Origin of the sequence: Providencia sp. PROV182, assembly GCF_028480325.1 — a bacterium.
In the GTDB taxonomy this organism is placed as follows: domain Bacteria; phylum Pseudomonadota; class Gammaproteobacteria; order Enterobacterales; family Enterobacteriaceae; genus Providencia; species Providencia hangzhouensis.
Genome location: NZ_JAMPOL010000018.1, coordinates 1 through 21,497, shown reverse-complemented (window position 1 = coordinate 21,497; position 21,497 = coordinate 1). Strand labels below are relative to the sequence as shown.

The following is a 21,497-nucleotide window of genomic DNA, read 5'->3' as shown; positions in this document are numbered from 1 at the left end:
GTAAAGACATTGTATAAAGCGACATTGAGGGTGAAATAATAGCTTGAAGGGCCAAGCTATTATATTTATCAGGTAACGACATGGTTTCGCTAACTATTTTGGCGTTTATAACTCAGCGTTTTTTACTGTTAGCTAAAAAGTGTATAACCGAGTGCGCTGATAAAGGCGATAAATGGCGGTTGTGGCCGAAATAATTTTCTTTTGGGGAGGGCTGCGTGAGGCTGGGGATCCATCGCTAAAATATTTTCACCGCTTTTATTAGCCAGTTGTTGAGCTAAAGAAAAAATGCCTCGTTTCATCCCATTATGTGTTTTGAATTTGAAAGCAGCAGAACATTCTTCTCGATAAATACGCCGCTCTTCTTGTCGACAGGCTTTAATCGCTAGCATTTCAAGATCATCAGAATAGCTTTTGGGGATTGAGATAGTTATCGATCTTGCTTTTAACTCTTTTGGGCTGTTAATACAGTGGTTTTTAATATCATTCAGAATGTTATTAAACTCGATTGGGCTAATTTTACGTTGTGGTTCGGAATGATAGTTCAATATTGTTGAGGAGTTCTTGGTTCTCATTATGGACTCTTATAAGTAAATGACATTACTAAAATATTATCGAGAACCTAATAAAATTGATTATAAAAAAGGCTAAGAAAATTATCAAAAACAGCCTGAATATCTCAGGCTGTTGTCGCAATTAATGTAATAACGCGGGTAAATCCACGTTTTAAGGTTGGGGTGTAACTCGCCATTGCTTGTAACGCTTCGGCGGTACTCCTTCAATGCTTCCCATACGCATGGTTAGCAGACAGTGAAGCGACCAGTTCGTTAACTCCAATTGTTAATTTACTGAATTTACTGTTATCTTTGCGGGTCATCACCACAAATACCCCAATATTTTGCTGTGGGATCATCGCCATATAGGTATTAAACCCACCGCCACCGCCAGTTTTTTGATAAATTCCCGGAGTGCCGTTTTTAGGCTTCATATACACCCACCCAAGGCCGAGTCCATCCGCATGCCCTGCAACATCCATCCCTTTAATTTCCAAAAGCTTTTCACGTGGAAAATAGATGCCTTGTTCACGGGCAGCGGTGACTTTTCTTAAGTTACTGTCTGTCGATAAAAATTGCTGCATCCATTTTTGCATATCTGCAGGGGTAGAATACACGCCACCACTTCCTGCTGCCGCGAGTGTGTTATGGCAAGGGCTTGGTTTTGTTCCTTCCATTAACCGTGCGCACTGCGCATTGTTAGGGGTATAAGTGGTATTCGTCATTTTGGCGGGAGATGCCACATAGTGGTTAAATAATTGGGGATAAGAGACTCCCGAAGCTTTAACCATCGCATCAGCCAATAAGTCATATGCTAAGTTGGAATAAGAAGCTTCTGTGCCTGGTGTAGCATCTAACTTACCTGTTTTTAGCCATGTCCAACGGTTATCTTGAGTTGGCCAAATAAAAACAGGGCGGCCCCATTTTCCACCGGGTTGTTCTCGAGGTAATCCACTGGTATGGCTCGCTAAATGATATAAGCGAATAGGCTGCCCGCTGGCATTATCAGGCACATTAACGCCGTGGTAGGCATACTGCTGTAACGGATCAGTAATTAACAGCTTCTTATCCTGTTCGAGCTTAATTAATATTTCGCTTGTCATTAATTTGGTAATTGATGCAATGCGAATTAATGAATTTGGACCGGGTTTTTTACCATTGCCAGGTGCGGTTTCACCATAATAGCGTGATAACGCCTGATTATTATCGATAACAATGATTGCCATGCCCCGTGCATTGCTTTCATTAAAAATGCGGTTAGCATACAAATCGACAATCTTAGCGACGCGCTCGTAAGTCCTTCTATCTCCCTCAAAAACCTGCCAATCTGAGGATTCAATATCATTACTTTGCAGAAACTTTGGTGCTTTTTCTGTCTTACTTGAGCACGCCATTAACACCAAAGACAATGCAGATACAGACAGAATTTTTAGAAATGATTTCTTCATGTTGGAAGCCAGCCGATATGATTGTTTGCAAATGACCTTTCAGCCAATATTATTTTTTCTTAGCGAAAATCTTCATTACGACACCAATTAAGATGCCAATAAAGATACCTGTTGCTATCCACCCAACAAAACCCATGATTAAACCTTAAATATTGACATTAGATTGCAGATAAACTAACAAAAATAATGACCTGCCGCCAGCCACAGAGCCTTGCGATAAGAAAAATAATTTGGGAGAAGTTAACATACTCATTAATAGATATATAAACAAAAGAAGCTTTCCCAGTGATTTAATCAGATCTAAGGAATATGCTTTTTTTTTAATCGAACAAACTGTAACTTCACGAATAAGTGTTGCCAGTAGACACAAGGCAAGTATAATGGCAGCGTTTTCCAAGAAACACATCACTTCGTGCCGGAGTGGCGGAATTGGTAGACGCAGTTGATTCAAAATCAACCGCCTTCGGGTGTGCCGGTTCGAGTCCGGCCTTCGGCACCATAAGAACATCAAGAGACGTCAACCGACGTCTTTTTTTGTATCTAAAATCCCAGTTTTACAAGGCTTTTCCCCACTTTTCAGTCTTCCCAAGTATACTAAGGTCAACCCACATCAAGTACCTACTGTTGGTATATGTGTTGGTATCTCTCGATTCGATAATAGTTTGTACCAACAGAAGGAGATAAATCATGGCTCTTACTGATGCTAAAGTCAGGGCTGCCAAGCCTTTGGATAAATCGTATAAATTGACCGATGGTGATGGTATGCACTTGATGGTACATACCAACGGCTCAAAATATTGGCGTTTACAGTATCGCTTTAGTGGTAAGCAAAAAATGTTGGCTCTGGGTGTTTATCCTGACATCTCGCTTGCAGAAGCCAGAGAGAAAAGAGATGCCGCCTCGCCGTTGGGAAGGTAAAAAAGATGATCTTTGGACGGTATATCAACGTTTGCAGGAGAATTTAATCAAAGGCGGATTATCAGGCAGGAATGCAAAAGGTAAGCGAGCTCGCACTCGTTCAGTGAATGGAATTGATGGAGATATCAAATTGAATAAGGCGCTGTGGGTGATGACTGAAAAGATGCATGAGAGTTTTCAAAATAAATAAAAATATTTATATTAATGAATTATACGGGATATAAATGCTAATGCGCTCATTATTTATGATTCAGCTATCATTATAATGAGCTTTATGATTAATTAGTGCTTATGATAGAGGAATACCAATAATTAAAGGAGCATTAAAATGTTTGATAGTTTACTGAGTGTCGAATCTATTGTCGCACTATCTATTGGTGCTATATTTAGCTTCAAAATTGGAAAGGTAAATATCAGCATTAAGAATGACTTTAGAAATCAAAGTCCTGAGATAAATGGCAATAATAACTTAGTCATTTATAATCAAGCGATGGGAAATGTTAGAAAAGAGATTGCATTTTCTATAAAAATTGCAATTGTTGTGATGATGATTGTATTTCATTGGTTTCCTACTTTTTTTCTGAATCTCTTGATATCATTTTCATTCTTTCTACCAATATTTAGTTTATTCGGTATTGTGAATGTTATACGGCTTAATGGTATTTATAGAGGATGGGATTTTTTATATTTTTTTGCATCATTAATAATGGGGATATTGTTTTATTGTTCAGCAGCAATGATGACTAAATATATGCCTATTTATCCGGAGTTAACAGCAATTTACACACATATGTCAGAATATAGACTCATGGGGCTTTTTGATGCACCAAATTATCTTCACTATTTCATTCTTGTAGTTATGACTAGTATTGCATGCCCAGCCTTAATAATTATAGGTTTTTATCTTACTTTTGCATATACAAAAGCAAGGGATGGAAACGAGGTTTTTCGGTATGCATCTACATTACTGATTTCTGGATATGTAGCTTACTTATTTATATCAGGTGTTTTCTTTTCGCCAGACCGACAAAATCATGAGCAATTTTTATTAATTCTGGCTTATCCATTTAAAGTTGCTTTATCATTTTTTATTTAAAATTTAGTAGTATGTTATTATTCAAAAAGTATTAGTTTTACCGAAATTCTAAAGGGTCTCTCAAGTAAGAGAATGAAGGGAAGGAGTAATGAGTTATTGTGTGAAAAGAAAACTCATTACCAGCGGTAGTCAACAAAATCTCTTTATGTATTCAAATATATAGTTTTCTGTTTCCTTTAGCTAAATAGTAAAATTCTAATACGGGAACATATGTGGGTATAAAAAATAGTTATAAAAATATATTATTTAAATTTCATGTTGTTAGTCTTTCTTTGCGAGTCCGGCCTTCGCACTATCTTGACGTATGCTAACGTCTCAAATCATCCATAAAATAAAAAATATCTAAAAAAAATTAATGACAACTTTATCCAGTGGCATCTTATAACGTCTCTTGTGCCCATCCCCAAAAGGGGCCAAATAAGGGGCACTTCAATTCGATTGTTATAGGTGCCCCCTCAATGCCACTCAACGTTAAGCAAATAGAGGTTTTAAAGCCCAAACGCATGGCGATAGCGGAGAGCTTTATCTTAGGCTGTTTAATCGCGGTAGATGAGCCTTTAGAGCTAGATTTTATGGCTTTCCCTGCCTCCAGCAACGCGTACAGCCACAAAATGCCTCTGTTCTTAGATAATAACCCTGCCTGACATATGCCAAGCCCTACAAAGGGCTGTAGGTTTTCACTCTTACCCATTCTTGATTCAGCCTTTAAACGTGAATTAAATTGGTGTACTTAACCTAAATTCAGGTAATATGAACAATTAATAGTTAAAGGCCAACGATTACAGGAGAGAGTATGGCATATCCGACGTATTTAGTGTTAAAAGGTAAAAGCCAAGGTTTGATTTCGGCAGGGTGCTCATCTCAGGATTCAATCGGTAATCGCTATCAGATAGGCCATGAAGACGAAATTCAAGTAATAGGCCTAAATAGCGGTTCTTTTCGCGAGCAGAATGCTTCATATAAACCCGTCGTATTTACTAAGCCGATTGATAAATCATCTCCTTTACTTTCGGTGGCTTTGGATAGTAACGAAGTGCTAGAAGCAAAATTTATGTTTTACCGCACCAGTCAAGCGGGGCAACTTGAAAAATACTACGAAATTAAACTCACTGGCGTTTCCTTGATTGAGATTTCTGACATATTTCCTGATTCAATAAAAGATAATGAATCCATGCCATATCAACGGGTTCAAATGAAATACGAATCTATATCAAGAAGTCATTTAATGGCGAATACATCAAGCTATAGTATCAATAGTGAGATGGTTAAGTAGTAATTCTCATAAAAAGAGATGTGTAAGTAGCACTTCTCTTTTTATGTAAGGTATTAATTTGGTACGAAAATATATGATGTTTAGCATGAATTTTCGTACCATTGAGTGACTGACCTCATTTAATAAATTTATTTTTTACATAATGCTTTATCTATTGTGTATGTGGTTACCATTGTTGATGATTTATCTGTACATCTAATGTAACCTTTAGATAAAAGGTTGCTTTTCATGCCTATAAAAATAATCAAGCTTATTAATAACCCTATTATTGCTATAAATAAAAGATATTTGAATATTTGGTTGTTTAATTTTATTTCACTTGATGATTTTGCAGCTCGGTAAAAAATAAACGATAAATATAAGGTAAATGGAGAGAAAAAAATTAAGGATGTAAAATATAGAGACAAAGTTATTTTTTCCTCTAAACTTAAATATTGGATGTATGTAGATAAGGAAATAAACACACTTAATAGCGAAATGACAAGAAAAAACAATGAATTAAGTTTATTTTTTGTATTGTTATCCACGGCTAAGGGCCTTCCAGTTATTAAATATAGGTTGAGGACTTCTTGTTTCAGCTTTAGCGCGGCGGTGAAATTTTAGGTCTCTTATTATAGATTCACTGATTCCTAGTTCACTATCAAGCCAATACAAAATACCAACAACTACAAAACCTATAAAAAAGACACCTAAAGTCACTAATATAATACTTGTTCCGCCAGTTAATGCAGCAGTTACTAAGCCACCTGTAACTGCTGTTGTTATTTGTGCGCCAATAGCCAATTTTGCCATATCCATAGTTATGTTTACGAAAAAATTAACTAGTGTGTATTCATCCCTAAATATTAGTTCTACAACTCGATAAGCTGCTGAGAATACAATGGAAAAACGAGCAGCTCCCACAGATACATTATTCACCCCTTGAGTTCCTACGCCCATGTATAAAATTCGAGGATTGTTTGCTAAATATCGAGTTCCGTCCAAGAACGTTCTAATTCCCGCATGACCAGATAGACGGATATAAGTATTCCCATTGGGGCCTATATATTCTGTTGCTATGATATTGAAGTTACGAAACTCGTTAACAATTCTTTCTACTCTGTATGCTTCGTAAATATTTCCTGAGAATGAAGACATTATATCGCCAATACCAAATAGTGTTTCTTTGGGATCTTTGAAAGGCGTCGGAGTCGATAAGTTTTTTAAAATATAATCCGCTTCTTCAATGGTGATTATAGCTGCGACATTATCATCGTCTTTTTCATTATTCAGGATCCCCCTAATTTTTGTGAGATTCGCTTGGTAGTATAGTTCATCATAATTAGGTACCTCTTCGAAGCTAAATTTCGCGTCCGCATCAATGAGTGTTTTTGATACGGGATCATATTTATACGCCATGTTAGTTCCCTTTCTAAAATTTAGCTTAGGTTAAGTTTATGAGAAGTGTTGATAGTATTCAATGAAAATATAAATGAGATTATGGATCCTAATAGATAACCCAGTCTGACACATGAAAAGCCCTGATTACACTACTGAGGTAATAGGGATATAATCTATGATATTCAATAGGTTGCCTTAATTTTTCATTGGCTTATTGCAGAGGGATAGTTAATTTGATCGCCAAATCAGGGACGATATTAGGGAAATGTGAATTCCCCTAGTTTCCCCATAAACTAACAAAACCTAAATTGTCTAAATCCTTATCACCTAAGATTTACTCTTCTTCACCCTCTTGTAATTAAGCCACTTTGTTTGAGTTGAATAGAAAGCTCTACAAGAGGCTGTCTTAAATCAACTTCTAATTTTGACGTGTTCTAAATTATCCATTGGTCAGAGAGAATGGCTGGGTCGTTTAAAATCATTTTTTCCAGTAGTTGTTCGCTGGCAAGTTTGCTAGTCGTTAGCGGTTGGGGATTATCACCCACACGCCAGATAGCATGATTAATCGACATCGTTTGTTCCTTAGTTTAATGCTGCGTCGGTGAGTGCATCCGCTAGATGGAGCTGGGTTTGTTGGGCGGATTGCAGGTGGGATTTTAGTGTATCACCGAGGTTTAATAGTTCCTTAACTCTTGCAATTATTTGATATTGTTCTTCTTTCGGGGGAAGAGGAATAAGGTAATTTTTTACAGTAGAAACGTTAATTCTTGGTGCTGCTCCACCCGTTGTCATCTGTCGAGCTAAAATTGTAATTAATGGACTGTTCAGAACAATCTCAAGATACTCAGATAAAACTTTATCACCAGAACGAATTAACATCATTCTTTGTCCAAGACATACTTTAACATCTTCGGGAATTCGGCACGCAACACCTAATACCCCACCTTCACGGCTGTAAAGAATATCATTAAAAGATGGTTCTAAGCGCTGAATCCTTTCGATATATGTTTGTTCACTTACATAACGAGAATCATTTAACTCTAAATAACCCGGCTTAATTTGATTGGTTCTAACACAAATGAATCCTTTATCAGCCCACTTTGGTGTTGAATGAGGACAATCAATGATTGCAGAAGATATATTATCTAATTTACTTAGACTCCAAGTTTTTGGGATTCTTTTATCAATATCATCATAAATAGAAAGCCCATCAATTAGAGAGGTCTTGCACTCTAATGTACACGCTTTCTCCTGCTCAGTTAGTTTACCCATAACAGCCAGTTGCAGAATGGTTTGCTTTAGCGCATCGATGCTCGCTTCGGTGGTAAACAGCGTGTCGAAATGCTGATTGATTCGTGACCAGTTTTCGGCGAGTTCTTTTGCGTTTTGGCTATCAGTAAGCGTCGCTAACAGGGTTTCAACGAGCTGTTGATGGGCATCAAGGCTGGTTAGCGATTGTTGCTCTAGTTGATCACAGAGTGACATGAGCTCGTTAACCTTATAGACAATTCTATTCTGTTCAGCGTTAGGTGGCAGTGCAATCACTGTAGCAATAAGTTTTTCCCTTGATATATTTGGTTGAGCCCCACCAGCCCCCATACCTATAAATATTCGTTTGTATGCTTTTAATAAAGTTAATAGATAAACATTTGAGATTCCGCTATATGGAGTGCAAGCACATACAGCTTGATTAGTTGTACCGCGGACATTTAATATCGATGTTTTTCCAATTGTTGCGCCATACATTGCAATTAAAACATCTCCCACTTTATTATCTCTGAGTGAACACTCTTTTAATGCCAGTTCTGTCACTTTCTCCTCAGACTCTGAAATAAAATCAGAGGAGAGTTCACCTGATTTAAACCATGGAATATTTCCATCATAATATTTTGAATTAGAGCGATTTGGAGTAGCTCCAGCCCCCCAATTTCCAACATCATTTAAATAGCACCACTCCCAGCCACGCGGTAATTCAAATGGTAATTCTGAGGTATCAACTGGCTCAAGTACTTTAGATTTCCTAATTTTCCGACTCTTAACTAATCCCTCTCTTTCTTTCTCAATACGTTTTAGTAACTCAGAAGCAGGTTCATCATTTGGGTCTTGCGGTACTAATTTACCACGTACTGCCAGTTCTAAGATCAGCTCACGCAGTTTCTTAATACCATAAAGATCAATTTTACCGCTGCTGCCACGTCCTGCGGTGGAGCGAGTTTGTAGCGCAGAAGACCAAATATCGATATGGTCGGTAATCAGTTTCTCAACGGTCATCAGTTTGTTTCCTTATTGCCAGTCAATGCAGCACCGAGAATATCGCGTAACTGATGACGCAGTTTACTGATTTCAGCTTGTTGTGCTTGGTACTGCGCCAGTAATTCGTTGGGATCGTGGCTGATCGTTTCACCTTGATACGGATTTTTGATATCGAGGTTAAAATTACGGGCAATGATTTCATCAATGCTGACTTTCCACGCTTGATTGTTTTCTTCACGGCTTGCAAAGCCATCGGCTTCATTGCCCCACCAGTCGATTTCTGTTTGGAATTCTTCAAACTTCATCGGTTTGGTTTTGCTATAGTTTTTAACTCCCTCAGGGTAGGGGTGTTCGTAGAACCAGATTTCTTTGGTTGGCTGGCCTTTGGTGAAGAAGAGAATATTGGTTTTGATTCCGGTATATGGGTTAAATACACCATTTGGCAAACGAACAATGGTGTGTAAGTTGCACTCTTCGGTCAGCAGTTTTTTGATTTTGGTTTTGACGCCTTCACCAAACAGTGTGCCATCTGGCAGAACTACGGCTGCACGGCCTTTATCGGACAGCACTTCAATGATCAATTGCAGGAATAGGTCAGCGGTTTCGCGGGTCTGCATTTCTGCTGGGAAGTTTTTCTCGATCCCATCTTCTTCAGTGCCGCCAAATGGCGGGTTGGTAATAATGACGTCGAATTGCTCATCCCAAGCGGATAGAGGCTTGTTTAATGTATTGTCATGACGAATTTGTACCGGAATTTCAATACCATGCAGTAGCATATTCGTGGTGCACAGCAAATGTGGGAGCTGTTTTTTTTCAACACCAAAGATCTGCTGTTGTAGCGTTTTATGATCTTCAGTTGTCTTAACATAATGCTCTTTCACATGGTCGAACGCACAGGCAAGGAAGCCGCCAGTACCACACGCTGGGTCCATAATCGATTCACCCAATCTCGGGTCAATACGGTTGACCATAAAGCGAGTGACCGCACGTGGAGTATAGAACTCACCTGCGTTACCTGCGCTTTGTAAGTCGCGTAGAATTTGTTCATAGATATCACCGAATAAGTGGCGTTCGGTGCTGTTGCTGAAGTCGATTTCATTCAGCTTATTGATGACTTGGCGTAAGAGCGTACCATTTTTCATGTAGTTATAGGCATCGCTAAACGCTTGTTTCACCACAAAGCCCCGAGGGTTTTTATCGATAGGCGCGGTCAGGTTTTTTAAAGCAGGGAATAAATCGTCATTAACGAATTCGAGCAGTTCATCCCCTGTGATTCCCTCGCTGTTTGCCGCCCAAGTACGCCACAAGTAACGCGAGTTAATAGGGAGTTGGTAGTCGTCTTGCTCGAGTTCAAGCTCTTCTTCCTGAGTATCAAATATTTTCAGAAATAATAGCCAAGACAGTTGCCCAAGGCGTTGAGCATCACCGTCTACACCTGCATCTTTGCGCATGATGTCTTGTAAGGATTTAATGACTGAGCTAATCGACATGTTTGTATTCCATTGGTAAAAATGAAGCCACCGGGAGCGGGTGGCTCACGGTGGTAAAATAATATGGGTTATTAGGCCTGGCGAGGTGGTAACTGATAAATTTGGTCTTCCAGCTCATTGACGGCTTGCTCGTATGCTTGTTTATTTCCAAAACTACTTTTGATGATTTCTAGCGGACGGCCTAGGCTGTCGAACGGTTTTAGTTTTAGCACCTGAATATCTTCGATTTCCTGCACACCTTCATCCGCGTATTTATCCAGCAAGGTATTGAGTACATGCTGTGCAGGTTCTGAATATTTGGTGAAGTAATTACGTTTACGCACGTTGTCAGCCCGTTCTTTACGCGTCAGGGGCGGTTGACCATAAACTACATGGCAAAGGAGATCGAATGGGTCAAGGTCTTTACCCACTTCTTCTGCTAACACTTCCCAAAGCACACCAAGCTGCTGAAGTTCATCAATGATAACCTGTTTGCGCTCGGCAGAGTGCCATTTTCGAATGAAGTTATCAAGAGAGGCAAAGTCTTTATCTTTGAGTAGCGTTTTACGGGTGTAGTCCTGAAAGGATTCGGTGACTAATTTGCCATCGGCATCGTAATATTGGACGCGTTTTGCTAGCACTTTTACGGTGACGCCGTTGACATGATATTTGCGAATTCTGTTTTCTTCGCACTCTTCGAAAGCACCATTGGCACTTTCTGATGTGGCGCCATAGTGAGCGGATGATTCTTCTGCGCCCATAAATACGTCGTTATCTAACGTTTCGCTTTCTGACGTTTCACCTTCGAGTATTTCATTGAAATCCGATTCAGGATCGGAAATATCTTTAGGTGTTGTGCGGATCACTTTTTCAGGCACGCCATCAAAGCGCTCATCTGCAAACAGTTCGGTGGCTTTTTTGAAATCGAGAATGGTGAACCAGAGTTTATCGAACTTCTCGTTAATACGTGTTCCACGCCCGATGATCTGCTTAAATTTGGTCATGGATTGAATGTTTTGATCTAGCACGACTAGTTTGCAGGTCTGCGCATCCACACCCGTACTCATCAGTTCTGAGGTGGTTGCAATCACTGGGTAAGGCTTTTTCGGGTTGATGAAATTATCGAGTTGCGCCTTACCGATGTCGTCATCGCCAGTGATTTTCATCACGTATTTTTCATTTATTCGCACTTGTTCTGGGTTTAGGTTTACCAACGCACGGCGCATACGTTCAGCGTGGTCAACATCGTTACAAAAAACGATGGTTTTATCCATAGGATTAGTGCGTTTTAGGTAGTCAGTGATGGTTTGTGCGACCAATTGGGTACGCTCATCAATCACCATAGTGCGGTCAAAGTCTTTTTGGTTATAAATTCGGTCATCAATCAGTTGGCCTTGTTTATCAACTTGGCCTTTAGTGGGGCGCCAACCTTGTAAGTCGACATCGATATCGACTCGAACGACTTTGTATGGTGCAAGGAAACCGTCTTCAATACCTTCTTTAAGTGAATAAGTATAAACGGGGTCGCCAAAGTAATCGGTGCTGGAAACGTCATCGGTTTCTTTTGGTGTTGCAGTTAAGCCAATTTGGGTCGCACTGCTGAAGTATTCAAGAATTTCTCGCCATGCGCTGTTTTCCGATGCACTACCGCGGTGGCACTCGTCGATAACAATCAAATCAAAGAAATCGGGAGCAACTTGCTTAAAGGCTTTTTGGTGTTCTTCTGGGCCTGTAATTGCTTGGTAGAGTGCCAATTGAATTTCATAAGCTGGGTCAATTGTTCTACCTGTCACCTTTGCCATTGCGCTGCCAAAAGGTTGGAAGTCGTTATTTTTAGTTTGGTCGACAAGGATATTGCGGTCTGCAAGAAACAGAATGCGTTTTTTATTTTTAGCTTTCCATAAGCGCCAAATAATTTGAAATGCGGTATAGGTTTTGCCAGTACCCGTCGCCATTACGAGTAATACACGTTTTTGCCCAGCAGAAACGGCTTCTACAGTTTTATTAATGGCTTGTAGCTGGTAATAACGAGGGGATTTGCCGCTACTGTCATCGTAATAGTCTTGGCTGATGACAGGCAATTGTTCAGCGGTAAAACCTTTCCAAATACAGTATTTAGTCCAAAGCTGTTCAGGTGTTGGAAAATCGTCGAGTGTAATTTCGGATTCAAGCTGCGCAGGATTTGTTTTGTCGTGGAAGATAAAACCATCACCATTAGAAGCAAAAATAAAAGGGACATCGAGTAGGCGCGCGTAATCTAGCCCTTGCTGCATCCCTTTTCCCATCTCGTGTTTATTCGCTTTAGCTTCTATGACTGCAAGTGGTAACCCCGGCTTATGGTAGAGCACTATGTCGGCTGATTTCACTGTCAACCGTGCTGCTAGCTTACCACGCACAACGACTTTACCATCGCGAAGTTTGACTTCTTGGCGGATCTGCGACATCAAGTTCCAACCCGCATCTTTAATTGCAGGGAGGATAAATTTAGTGATGATGTCTGTTTCAGTCAGATGAGTTTTATTCATACCAGCCATAGCAGCTCTCTCAACAAAATTGGGATTAGTGCTTAATTATACACAGAATATAGGGGTGAGTTAGGTTATAAAATGAATAGCATTATAATTATTAAAATCCATTAATATTTAAATTGTTTATATGCAAATCACTCTTCTATTTTAAGCCGATGTTCCTCTGTAACATTCTTCGCAGCAATACACAAAATCCCCTTTTGGCAGTTCGGGCAACATTTTTGATTGAGTTTGAAGTAGTCACGACACTGCACACAAAATCAATCAGTGACTTTTGAAATTGGGGATACCGAATGAAATTACTGACTAAGTTTATCTGATGGCAAACTCTTTTGAGGAGAATCGCCTATAAATAACCATTTGTTATGTCTTTCCATCTGTAGCTACTTTATTAATCATATTATGGCGGATATTCAGGTAGTCAAATTTATTATTAAGTCGCTACAATTTAGAGCCAAACTATTGAGCTCTAACATAGATTATTTAAGGCTTTCTTCTTAGTATGTAAATTAAACACTTTTGTTGGATGACACCACACACCTTAAGAAAAGAGATAACTAAAATGCCAGCTGCTAAACGTCCTATTTTTAATTTAGAGCTTGATTTACTTCGCACTTTTATTGCGGTTGTTGATGGTGCAACTTTTGCCGCCGCCGCAGAATCTGTTTGCCGAACGCAATCAGCGGTGAGTCAACAAATGCAACGGCTGGAGTCACTCATTGGCAAGGAGTTATTTGTCCGGCAGGGCAGAAATAAAGCATTGACGGACTCTGGTACACAACTATTGAGCTATGCCCGCCGTATTTTACGTCTTAATGATGAGGCATGTTTATCACTAGTTTATGAAGAAATTGACGGAGTATTAAAAATTGGTTCGCCAGATGACACTGCGAATACTATATTGCCTGATTTATTAGCCAGATTTTCAGGAGCTTATCCAAATTTAATCATGGATATTATTGTCAAACGCAGCCCATTTCTTATGTCAATGTTAGAGGATAATGAACTCGATTTGGCGATCTCAACCGAGGAGCATGTTGGCTACCCTAAAATTGTCTTACGTGTTTCCCCTTCACTATGGTATTGCGGGAAACATTTTAGTTTTAACTTAGAGCAGCCGCTGCCATTAGTTGTGTTAGATGAGCCGAGTACTTATCGCGAGATGATGATCAATCACCTCGAACAACAGCAAATACCTTGGCGCATTGCTTATATGGCGACAACACTATCTGGAGCACGCGCTGCGGTTAGGGCGGGATTGGGTATTATGGCTCGCTCAATTGAGCTTTCAGGGGAGGATTTACGCATACTCGGTGAGGATGAAGGGCTACCAGTACTTCCGGCAATTCGATATAACCTGTATCTCAACTCAAAAAGCCCAACCAAAGCCGCACAAATTCTTTTTAACTCATTAAAAAATGAACAAACAGCCGTTATCTCCCATAACAACTAAAATTAGGAATAATTATGACCCATTTTCACGGTATTTTTCCTTATCTTGTTTCACCAGTCGATCAAACTAAAGGTACTGTTCTTGAATCATCTCTTCGTCACCTAATTGAGCACCTCATTTCGAGCGGAGTTCACGGATTGAGCCCATTAGGGAGCACTGGTGAATACGCATATTTGTCACAGGAATTACGAAATGAGGTGGTTCGCATTACAGTTGATCAAGCTGCGGGGCGAGTACCTGTATTAGCGGGGGTTGCCAGTTTCTCAACGTCAGATGCATGTTTTCAAGCGGAACAGTATGCCAATTTAGGTGTGGATGGCATGGTGCTGATATCGCAAAAAATGTACCCTCTGAGTGATAAAGCCCAATTGGGTTATTTCCAAACAATAGCGGAGTCTTTTCCTGAAAAATCCATGACGGTCTATACCAACCCTGGTTTGCTGGGGGATGTACTGTCTATTTCTCTTTTGAATGAATTAAGCTATATCCCTAATATCGAATATGTTAAAGATGCATCGAGTAATACTGGAAGGTTATTAACGATGCTCAACACCTTCGGTGAGCGGGTTAAAATTTTTAGTGCCTCAGCTCATATTCCTTTATTAGTCATTAAATTAGGTGGTGTGGGCTGGATGGCGGGTCCTGCCTGTGTGTTGCCAAAACAGTGTGTTGAACTGTATGAGTTGGCCACTAGAGGGGATTGGGATACAGCGTTAGCAAAACAGAAAGAAATGTGGCAAATCAACGAAGCTTTTACGCAATATGCATTAGCGTCATGTATTAAAGCATCTTTAAACATTCAAGGGTTTAATGTTGGTGACCCGATCCTTCCACAAGAACCTCTCAATGATGTTGCTATTGCTCATTTACAGCAAATTATTGCTCAGTTAAATGAATAATAAGAGGAAGGAAAAATAGAAGCCCATTCAGTGTGGGCTTCTATTCGTTAGTCGGTCTTATTAAAGACCAACACGCAATAGCTGTGTGATAGTCGATATAGTTTTCGCTTCAAAAGATAATACACTTTTAGCAAGCTGCGCAGCTTGTTCATTTTTCATTACCAGCCCTGCATTGTCATAGAATTTGCTCACAATATCCCCCAAAGACATTGGATTTTGTGGGTTACCGTATTGGATATCTAATCGTTCCGTTATTGTCTCACCATGGGTTAATGTGACAAAAATTAGGCCGGGAAAATAGGTTGGGAAAGGAATTTCATTTTCAGTGGGATAACGATAGCTGACTTTTTTCGCGAGGTTTTGGATATCTGCTCGCTGTAAATTTTCGGGAGAGAGCAAACTTAATGTTAATTTGTCTTCGATAAAACCAGCGGCAAACAACCACGGGAGGCTAAATTTCGCTGCATAGGCACTCTGAGGTGCCCATTTTTGTTCTGGTGGCTCACAAATTAAGGCCGCTGCAACGGGATCGACAACGCATTCTACTTTTGCAATTTGATCGAGGGTTATTCCTCGTTGTAATAATCGTCTCCCACAATCGACGGTGGCATGAGCAAAATGGCAAACAGGGTAGGGCTTAATGGAAACATTCATGAATTGCCAAACATTACCTAAGTCTTGGGCGACTTGCTCGGGATGTGCCTTTTCACGGAGACCATGTGTTTGGTACAGACTATAGCGTCCTTCAAAAATAGTTTCTGGCCCTGTCATTCCGCCTTTAGCTAAACATGCTGCAATAATGCCTGATTGCGCAGCCCATCCCGCATGAAAACATTTTGCTGACGAGCTATTGGTTAGGTATTCAGCAACACCACTGGCTTGGCTTCCTGTTAGGCCTAGAGCGTTAACTGTTTGTTCCCGAGTTAATTTGAGTAATGAAGCTGCACAAGCCGTCGCACCAAAAATACCCGCTATAGCTGTAGAGTGGAAGCCGCGTAGGTGAAACCCGCTATGACTTGCTAATCCCACTCTGGCTGCGACTTCCCAGCCAATAATCCATGCAGTCAGGATCTCTTTTGTTGTCGCCTGTAAATGTTCACCGAGTGCAAAGGCTATAGGAGTAAGTACGGCACTACCGTGAGTGATTGAGTCGGTGTGTGTATCATCAAAATCTAATACATGCGCAGAAATACCATTTGCTAAAGCGGCGGTGGTAGTTGAAACGGTTTGGCTACTTCCCCAAATTGGAATTTTTCCTTGATGATCAGGTAAATAAGCGACTCCCTTACGGCATTGTGTTGCGCTTTGTTGGAGGCTTCCGGCAAGTGCAACGCCTAATGTATCGAGTAAATGATATTTGGCGCGTTCAATAACTTGCGGTGGAATATCAGAAAATGATAGGGATGTGATAAATTGGCTTAGCTGTTGGCTTAATGTCATAGATACCTCTGGTGAATGAAAAAGCCAGCACTTGACTGGCTTTAAGAAAGTAGAGATTTAAACTTTGCTAAAATGCATTAGTCATTAAGCCAACCGGATGCTTTGGTTTGTTCTATTACTCGAGTGACTTGTTCAGGTGCATTCCCTACATAGGTCGTTGGGTCTAATAGGGCATCAAGTTCTTCTTGCGTTATATGGTCACGAATGCGCGTGTCACGGTTAATGGCCTCAATAAAGGTGATGCCTTCTTCTTGGCCAGACATAGAAGCTTCATAAACAATTTCATGGGCAGTTTGTTTACCCGCTTTGTCTGACAACGCAAACATGACGCGCTCAGCAAGCATAAATCCACCTAAAATATCTAAATTTTGGCGCATCTTATCGGTATGTACGTTTAATCCCCCTAATACAGTTTTCATGTTATCGAAGATCACCGAAAGCATCAGGCACATTTCTGGCATCACTTTCCATTCCATCTTCCAAATCGCACCATCTCTTTCGTGTTGGTGTTTCATCATGTCGGTAAGCACAGAAAGGTTAGCTTTCAATGTATTACTGACACAGGCCGCATTTTCGACAATGGCAGGGTTACGCTTGTGTGGCATCGTTGAGGAGCCAACTTGACCTTTACTAAAAGGCTCTGAAAGTTCATCAATTTCATTGTGGGCTAATAATAAAATTTCATTGGCAATTTTCCCTAATGTGCCACTAATTAAACCGATCAGCATGCCATATTCACTAAATCGGTCACGAGCCGGCTGCCAAGAAATCTCAGGGGTGCCTAAACCGAGTCGATTTAATACACGAACTTCAAGCTCATCTGCTTTGTCGCTCAATGAGGCCTTAGTTCCAACAGCGCCAACAACGCTACCAACGAATAAGCGAGGTTCGATTTCTTTTAACCGTTGATAATGGCGTGCTAATTCCGTTAACCAAATAGCAGTTTTGTGGCCAAAAGTAATCGGTAGGGCTTGTAAGGCTAAGGTTCGTCCAGGCATTGGTGTATTGCGATGTTTTTCGCTTAACGATAATAGAGAACGCCCTAATATTTTGATATCACGTAAAAAAATGTTATGAGCCTCTTTTAGTTGAAGCACTAAGCCTGTGTCCATAACATCTTGTGTCGTGGGCCCAAAATGGACATATTCACCAAAATGTTCAGGGCAAGCATGCTCTAAACCACGAATGGTTGGAACAAGTGGATGACGAGTTAAACGCACTTGCTCTAAGATGAAATCCATATCTAACTTTTCAAGTTTTGCCGTATCAGCAATGACCTCTGCGGCTTGCTTTGGAATTAAACCTAATTCAGCTTGTTCAATCGCTAATGCAGCTTCGTAATCAAGCCAATTTTGCATTCTGACCTTATCAGAAAAAATAGCGCGCATTTCTTCTGTAGACCATAAGTTTTTTAATAATACAGAATCAAAAACACTGGTACCCATAATATTCCCCTGTATAAGAATAATATTGAAAATTAAAAGGTGGTTATTTGTTAGAGAGTTGCTTTATTTATGCAATAAAAAATAAAAATAAACACCTTAATAAGATTAATGTTAATAAAAGACTTTCTTATGTATTTATTTTTCCATTTAAATCAATTTGTTATATTTTAATTTATTGTTTATTACATATCGATTTTAATTCTTAATTTTCTCTTAAGTTTTCATTAATTTAATTAATGCTCATTTATATGATGAAGATCATCTTTTTAAATAAGTCATGTTTTAAAAGGAAAGTAATTTGATATACATAATATGAAATCGAACTTTTAAAAATAAATAACCTTCCTTTTAATTACTAGGGAATATATTTCTATATTTGGAGAAATAAACAATGACATTAAATAAATATACAAAATTAATACATAGTGGACGACAACCAATTACAACATCAGGACCAATTAATCCGCCAGTAATGAGAGCGAGTACTATTGTTTTTGATTCAATTAAAAGCTGGCGTGATGTTCGCGATCGCCGCGCAACGGAACGTGTTTTAAGTTACGGTGCGCGAGGTACAGAAACCGCATTTGCACTCGAAAGCCTGGTGACTGAATTAGAAGGGGGCTATAGAGCGCAATTATTTCCTACGGGTCTAGCCGCGATTGCAGTCACTATTATGGGCTATGCACACAGTGGTGGGCACGTATTGTTTGCAGATTCTGTTTATGAACCTGTACGTAAAATAGCCGATGCTTTTTTAAAACCAAATAACATCGCCTACAGCTTCTTTAAAACAGATGCTTCAGATTTTGAGCAAAAAATTCAAAGTAATACACAACTTATTTTTGTTGAATCCCCAGGTTCATTACTTTATGAAATGTTGGATTTACCCGAAATATGCCGTATTGCACATGAAAGAAATATCCCAGTGGGTGTTGACAACACTTGGGGTTCAGCATGGCTATATAACCCGTTGGAATTAGGCGCAGATGTCTCTGTGATTGCAGCGACAAAATACCTTTGTGGGCACTCTGATGTGATGATGGGAATTATGGTTGCGACAGAAAAAGCGTGGAAACAAATTGGCGCTTTGCCAGAAGCTTTAGGTCAAGCCAGTAGCCCCGATGATGCTGCCTTAGTTTTACGAGGGATGCGTACTTTAGGGCAGCGATTAGCTGCGCATGGCAAAGCTGCACTAGCGATTTCGCAATGGCTGGAAACGCGTTCTGAAGTGGAAAAAGTCTGGTTCCCTGAATTGCCATCTCATCCACGCCATGATTTATGGAAGCGTGACTGCAAAGGTAGTAATGGCTTATTAACCATTGAATTCAAAAAACAATATACCGCGAAGCAAACAGAAAACTTTATTGATGCTCTAGCCCTGTTTGGTATCGGCGCATCGTGGGGTGGGTTCGAAAGCCTCGCACTACCCGCTAACGTAGTCGGCGCAAGAACAGCATCAGATTGGAGCGAAGGTCATGGGCCTTTTGTTCGTTTACATATTGGCTTGGAGTCTGTGGATGATTTGATAGCGGATATTACACAAGCATTTTCAACATTAAATCAATAACAATAAAGCTGCACCAATACTGGGGAATTCTTCTATGACAGGTTTAATCATTGCCGCGCTAGTTACAGCGCTGGTTGTTTACCTGCTGGCTCGGGGTTATAAACCTCAGCCAGTCTTGTTGCTAGGGGGCTTACTTTTGTTGCTCCTAACCGCATCTTTAGATCTTAATTCATTGTTACCAGAAAATAAAACCACGCATTTTAAGTACTTTGATATCTTCCAAATTTTTACTGATATCATGAGCTCTCGATTAGCTGGCTTAGGGTTAACATTAATGGCGATTGCTGGATTCTCCCGTTATATGGAGCATGTGGGAGCTAGTCGCGCATTATTTGCTATTTTTGAAAAGCCGCTAAAGACCATTAAATCACCTTATTTGCTATTAGTGATTTCATTTCTAGTGACGCAAGTTCTGGTGATTTTCATTCCAAGCCATGCAGGGTTGGGGATGTTATTAATGGTGACAATGTACCCTATATTAATTCGTTCGGGAATCAGTCCACTCTCTGCTTTAGCGGTTATCGGTTGTTGCCAGTTTATCGACCATGGACCCGGTTCTGGTAATGTCATTATGGCAGCGAAAACCGCGGATATTGAACCCGCTGTTTACTTTGTTCAACACCAATTACCCGTAACTATCCCTATTATTATTGCAGTGGCAATCACCCATTTCTTTGTTCAGCGTTGGTGGGATAAGCGTGAAGGGTTTGTTTTTGACTTGAGCAAAATTGATACTATTAAAGAAGATGGCGGTAATAAAGTCCCATTGTCTTATGCGTTGTTACCAGTTATTCCATTGATCCTAATTATCGGGTTTAGCCCATTATTACACCCATATATTAAGTTGGAAGTTACCACCGCGATGATTATCAGTACCGTCATTGCACTGATTTTTGAATACGTCCGTTTACGTGATGCGAAAGCCGTCATGGACAGCTTTATGTTGTTCTTTGAAGGAATGGGGAAACAGTTTGTTTTAGTCGTTTCTTTGATTGTTTCAGGGGAGTTTTTCGCAAATGGATTACTCAAAAGTGGGGCGGTGGATACGTTAATTAGCGCAGCTCAAGATGCCGGCTTTGGTATTGGTGCGATGATTATTGTTATGAGTGCCATCCTTGCACTCGCGGCTTTCCTGATGGGCTCAGGGAATGCAGCATTCTTCTCTTTTGCTGCATTGACACCGAAAATTGCTGCTTTCCTTAAAGTGGATGTGGTGACACTCATTTTACCGATGCAAATTATGACAAGCTTTGGGCGTACTGTGTCACCTATCACTGCAGCAATTGTTGCAATTGCAGGAATTGCAGGGGTTTCGCCGTTCCAAATAGTAAAACGAACGGCAATCCCAATGGCAGTTGCTGCAATCGTTAACCTTGTCGTAACTTTCTACTTTTTATACTTCTAATTAGACTCGCGCATTTATCCCTTAAACTTTTCGTTACTCTTCGGTTTAAGGGATTTTTTTATTGATAAGCGGGCTATTATTCATCCTTTTATCAAAAGCTATCTCAATGATAGTATGGTGTTTGATGGTAACCAATTGTTTTGTAATATATTTTGTTTTGTCTACTTTACCGGATAAAAATAAGTGAAAAATAACCGAATATCGCCTTCATTTAATCCCATCAAAAATAACATTAAAAAACAAACGATTAGACTAGTTTTCTATGCGAGTTAATTAATCTAACGCGATAAAGTCATTTCAAACTCATAAACGGATGTAAATAAATATCTCAATAACTCGGTTTTTGATTATTTAAGATATATTTCACTGCCC

General features: G+C 39.8%; 16 protein-coding genes, 1 tRNA gene and 3 pseudogenes. 10 read left to right on the top strand and 10 right to left on the bottom strand.

Annotated elements, in window-relative coordinates:
• Nucleotides 1-128: 128 nt before the first annotated feature.
• Entirely contained in the window at nucleotides 129-572 is a 444-nt protein-coding gene (locus PR834_RS14760) for a hypothetical protein (protein WP_110591072.1), read from the bottom strand.
• 203 nt (nucleotides 573-775) lie between these two features.
• Nucleotides 776-1,999, bottom strand: coding sequence for a D-alanyl-D-alanine-carboxypeptidase/endopeptidase AmpH (ampH, locus tag PR834_RS14755; RefSeq protein WP_110591073.1), 1,224 nt, complete (start codon nucleotides 1,997-1,999; stop codon nucleotides 776-778).
• A 414-nt stretch (nucleotides 2,000-2,413) separates the two neighbouring features.
• Here ampH and PR834_RS14750 point away from each other — a divergent pair.
• The 6 genes and pseudogenes from PR834_RS14750 to PR834_RS14725 all read left to right on the top strand — a co-directional run bounded on the left by PR834_RS14750 (nucleotide 2,414) and on the right by PR834_RS14725 (nucleotide 5,286).
• Nucleotides 2,414-2,498, top strand: a tRNA-Leu gene (locus tag PR834_RS14750).
• Nucleotides 2,499-2,686: 188 nt separating this feature from the next.
• Nucleotides 2,687-2,908: pseudogene (locus PR834_RS14745) on the top strand (Arm DNA-binding domain-containing protein); the annotation flags it as partial.
• Nucleotides 2,895-3,107, top strand: a pseudogene (locus PR834_RS14740) (DUF932 domain-containing protein); the annotation flags it as partial. The pseudogenes PR834_RS14745 and PR834_RS14740, both read left to right, overlap by 14 nt.
• Before the next feature lie 138 nt (nucleotides 3,108-3,245).
• Complete coding sequence (locus PR834_RS14735) at nucleotides 3,246-4,013, top strand: hypothetical protein (protein ID WP_272536752.1); 768 nt, start codon at nucleotides 3,246-3,248, stop codon at nucleotides 4,011-4,013.
• 458 nt (nucleotides 4,014-4,471) lie between these two features.
• Entirely contained in the window at nucleotides 4,472-4,657 is a 186-nt protein-coding gene (locus PR834_RS14730) for a hypothetical protein (RefSeq protein ID WP_004264230.1), read from the top strand.
• Between the two features lie 149 nt (nucleotides 4,658-4,806).
• Nucleotides 4,807-5,286, top strand: coding sequence for an Hcp family type VI secretion system effector (locus PR834_RS14725; protein WP_110591088.1), 480 nt, complete (start codon nucleotides 4,807-4,809; stop codon nucleotides 5,284-5,286).
• Between the two features lie 128 nt (nucleotides 5,287-5,414).
• Here PR834_RS14725 and PR834_RS20450 read toward each other — a convergent pair whose 3' ends face one another.
• The 6 genes and pseudogenes from PR834_RS20450 to hsdR all read right to left on the bottom strand — a co-directional run bounded on the left by PR834_RS20450 (nucleotide 5,415) and on the right by hsdR (nucleotide 12,922).
• Nucleotides 5,415-5,750 carry a DUF1240 domain-containing protein gene (locus PR834_RS20450; protein WP_369097859.1) on the bottom strand — a complete coding sequence of 112 codons (336 nt, stop codon included), beginning with the start codon at nucleotides 5,748-5,750 and terminating at the stop codon, nucleotides 5,415-5,417.
• A 55-nt stretch (nucleotides 5,751-5,805) separates the two neighbouring features.
• On the bottom strand, nucleotides 5,806-6,684 hold the full coding sequence (locus tag PR834_RS14720; protein WP_112308068.1) for a hypothetical protein: 879 nt from the start codon (nucleotides 6,682-6,684) through the stop codon (nucleotides 5,806-5,808).
• Nucleotides 6,685-7,103: 419 nt separating this feature from the next.
• Nucleotides 7,104-7,238 (bottom strand): annotated as a pseudogene (locus PR834_RS14715) (nuclease); the annotation flags it as partial.
• 10 nt (nucleotides 7,239-7,248) lie between these two features.
• A complete protein-coding gene (locus PR834_RS14710) occupies nucleotides 7,249-8,937 on the bottom strand; it encodes a restriction endonuclease subunit S (protein WP_272536751.1) in 1,689 nt (562 codons plus the stop codon).
• Nucleotides 8,937-10,409, bottom strand: coding sequence for an N-6 DNA methylase (locus tag PR834_RS14705; protein ID WP_094961541.1), 1,473 nt, complete (start codon nucleotides 10,407-10,409; stop codon nucleotides 8,937-8,939). Before PR834_RS14705 ends, PR834_RS14710 begins: the two co-directional genes overlap by 1 nt.
• A gap of 71 nt (nucleotides 10,410-10,480) precedes the next feature.
• A complete protein-coding gene (gene hsdR, locus PR834_RS14700) occupies nucleotides 10,481-12,922 on the bottom strand; it encodes an EcoAI/FtnUII family type I restriction enzme subunit R (RefSeq protein WP_110591092.1) in 2,442 nt (813 codons plus the stop codon).
• A gap of 556 nt (nucleotides 12,923-13,478) precedes the next feature.
• Here hsdR and PR834_RS14695 point away from each other — a divergent pair.
• Nucleotides 13,479-14,369, top strand: a complete 891-nt coding sequence (locus PR834_RS14695) for a LysR family transcriptional regulator (RefSeq protein ID WP_036958742.1) — start codon at nucleotides 13,479-13,481, stop codon at nucleotides 14,367-14,369.
• A 14-nt stretch (nucleotides 14,370-14,383) separates the two neighbouring features.
• The gene (locus PR834_RS14690) at nucleotides 14,384-15,268 is read left to right on the top strand and encodes a dihydrodipicolinate synthase family protein (protein WP_094961543.1); all 885 of its coding nucleotides are present in this window, start codon (nucleotides 14,384-14,386) and stop codon (nucleotides 15,266-15,268) included.
• Between the two features lie 60 nt (nucleotides 15,269-15,328).
• Here PR834_RS14690 and PR834_RS14685 read toward each other — a convergent pair whose 3' ends face one another.
• Together PR834_RS14685 and purB are read right to left on the bottom strand one after the other, a co-directional pair.
• The gene (locus PR834_RS14685; protein ID WP_272536750.1) at nucleotides 15,329-16,708 is read right to left on the bottom strand and encodes an MmgE/PrpD family protein; all 1,380 of its coding nucleotides are present in this window, start codon (nucleotides 16,706-16,708) and stop codon (nucleotides 15,329-15,331) included.
• A gap of 77 nt (nucleotides 16,709-16,785) precedes the next feature.
• Entirely contained in the window at nucleotides 16,786-18,153 is a 1,368-nt protein-coding gene (gene purB, locus PR834_RS14680; RefSeq protein ID WP_094961545.1) for an adenylosuccinate lyase, read from the bottom strand.
• A gap of 391 nt (nucleotides 18,154-18,544) precedes the next feature.
• Between purB and metC the strand changes: the two genes are divergently transcribed.
• A complete protein-coding gene (gene metC, locus PR834_RS14675; RefSeq protein WP_004264200.1) occupies nucleotides 18,545-19,720 on the top strand; it encodes a cystathionine beta-lyase in 1,176 nt (391 codons plus the stop codon).
• A 34-nt stretch (nucleotides 19,721-19,754) separates the two neighbouring features.
• Nucleotides 19,755-21,125 carry a C4-dicarboxylate transporter DcuC gene (gene dcuC, locus PR834_RS14670; RefSeq protein ID WP_047756434.1) on the top strand — a complete coding sequence of 457 codons (1,371 nt, stop codon included), beginning with the start codon at nucleotides 19,755-19,757 and terminating at the stop codon, nucleotides 21,123-21,125.
• The last annotated feature ends 372 nt before the right edge of the window (nucleotides 21,126-21,497 follow it).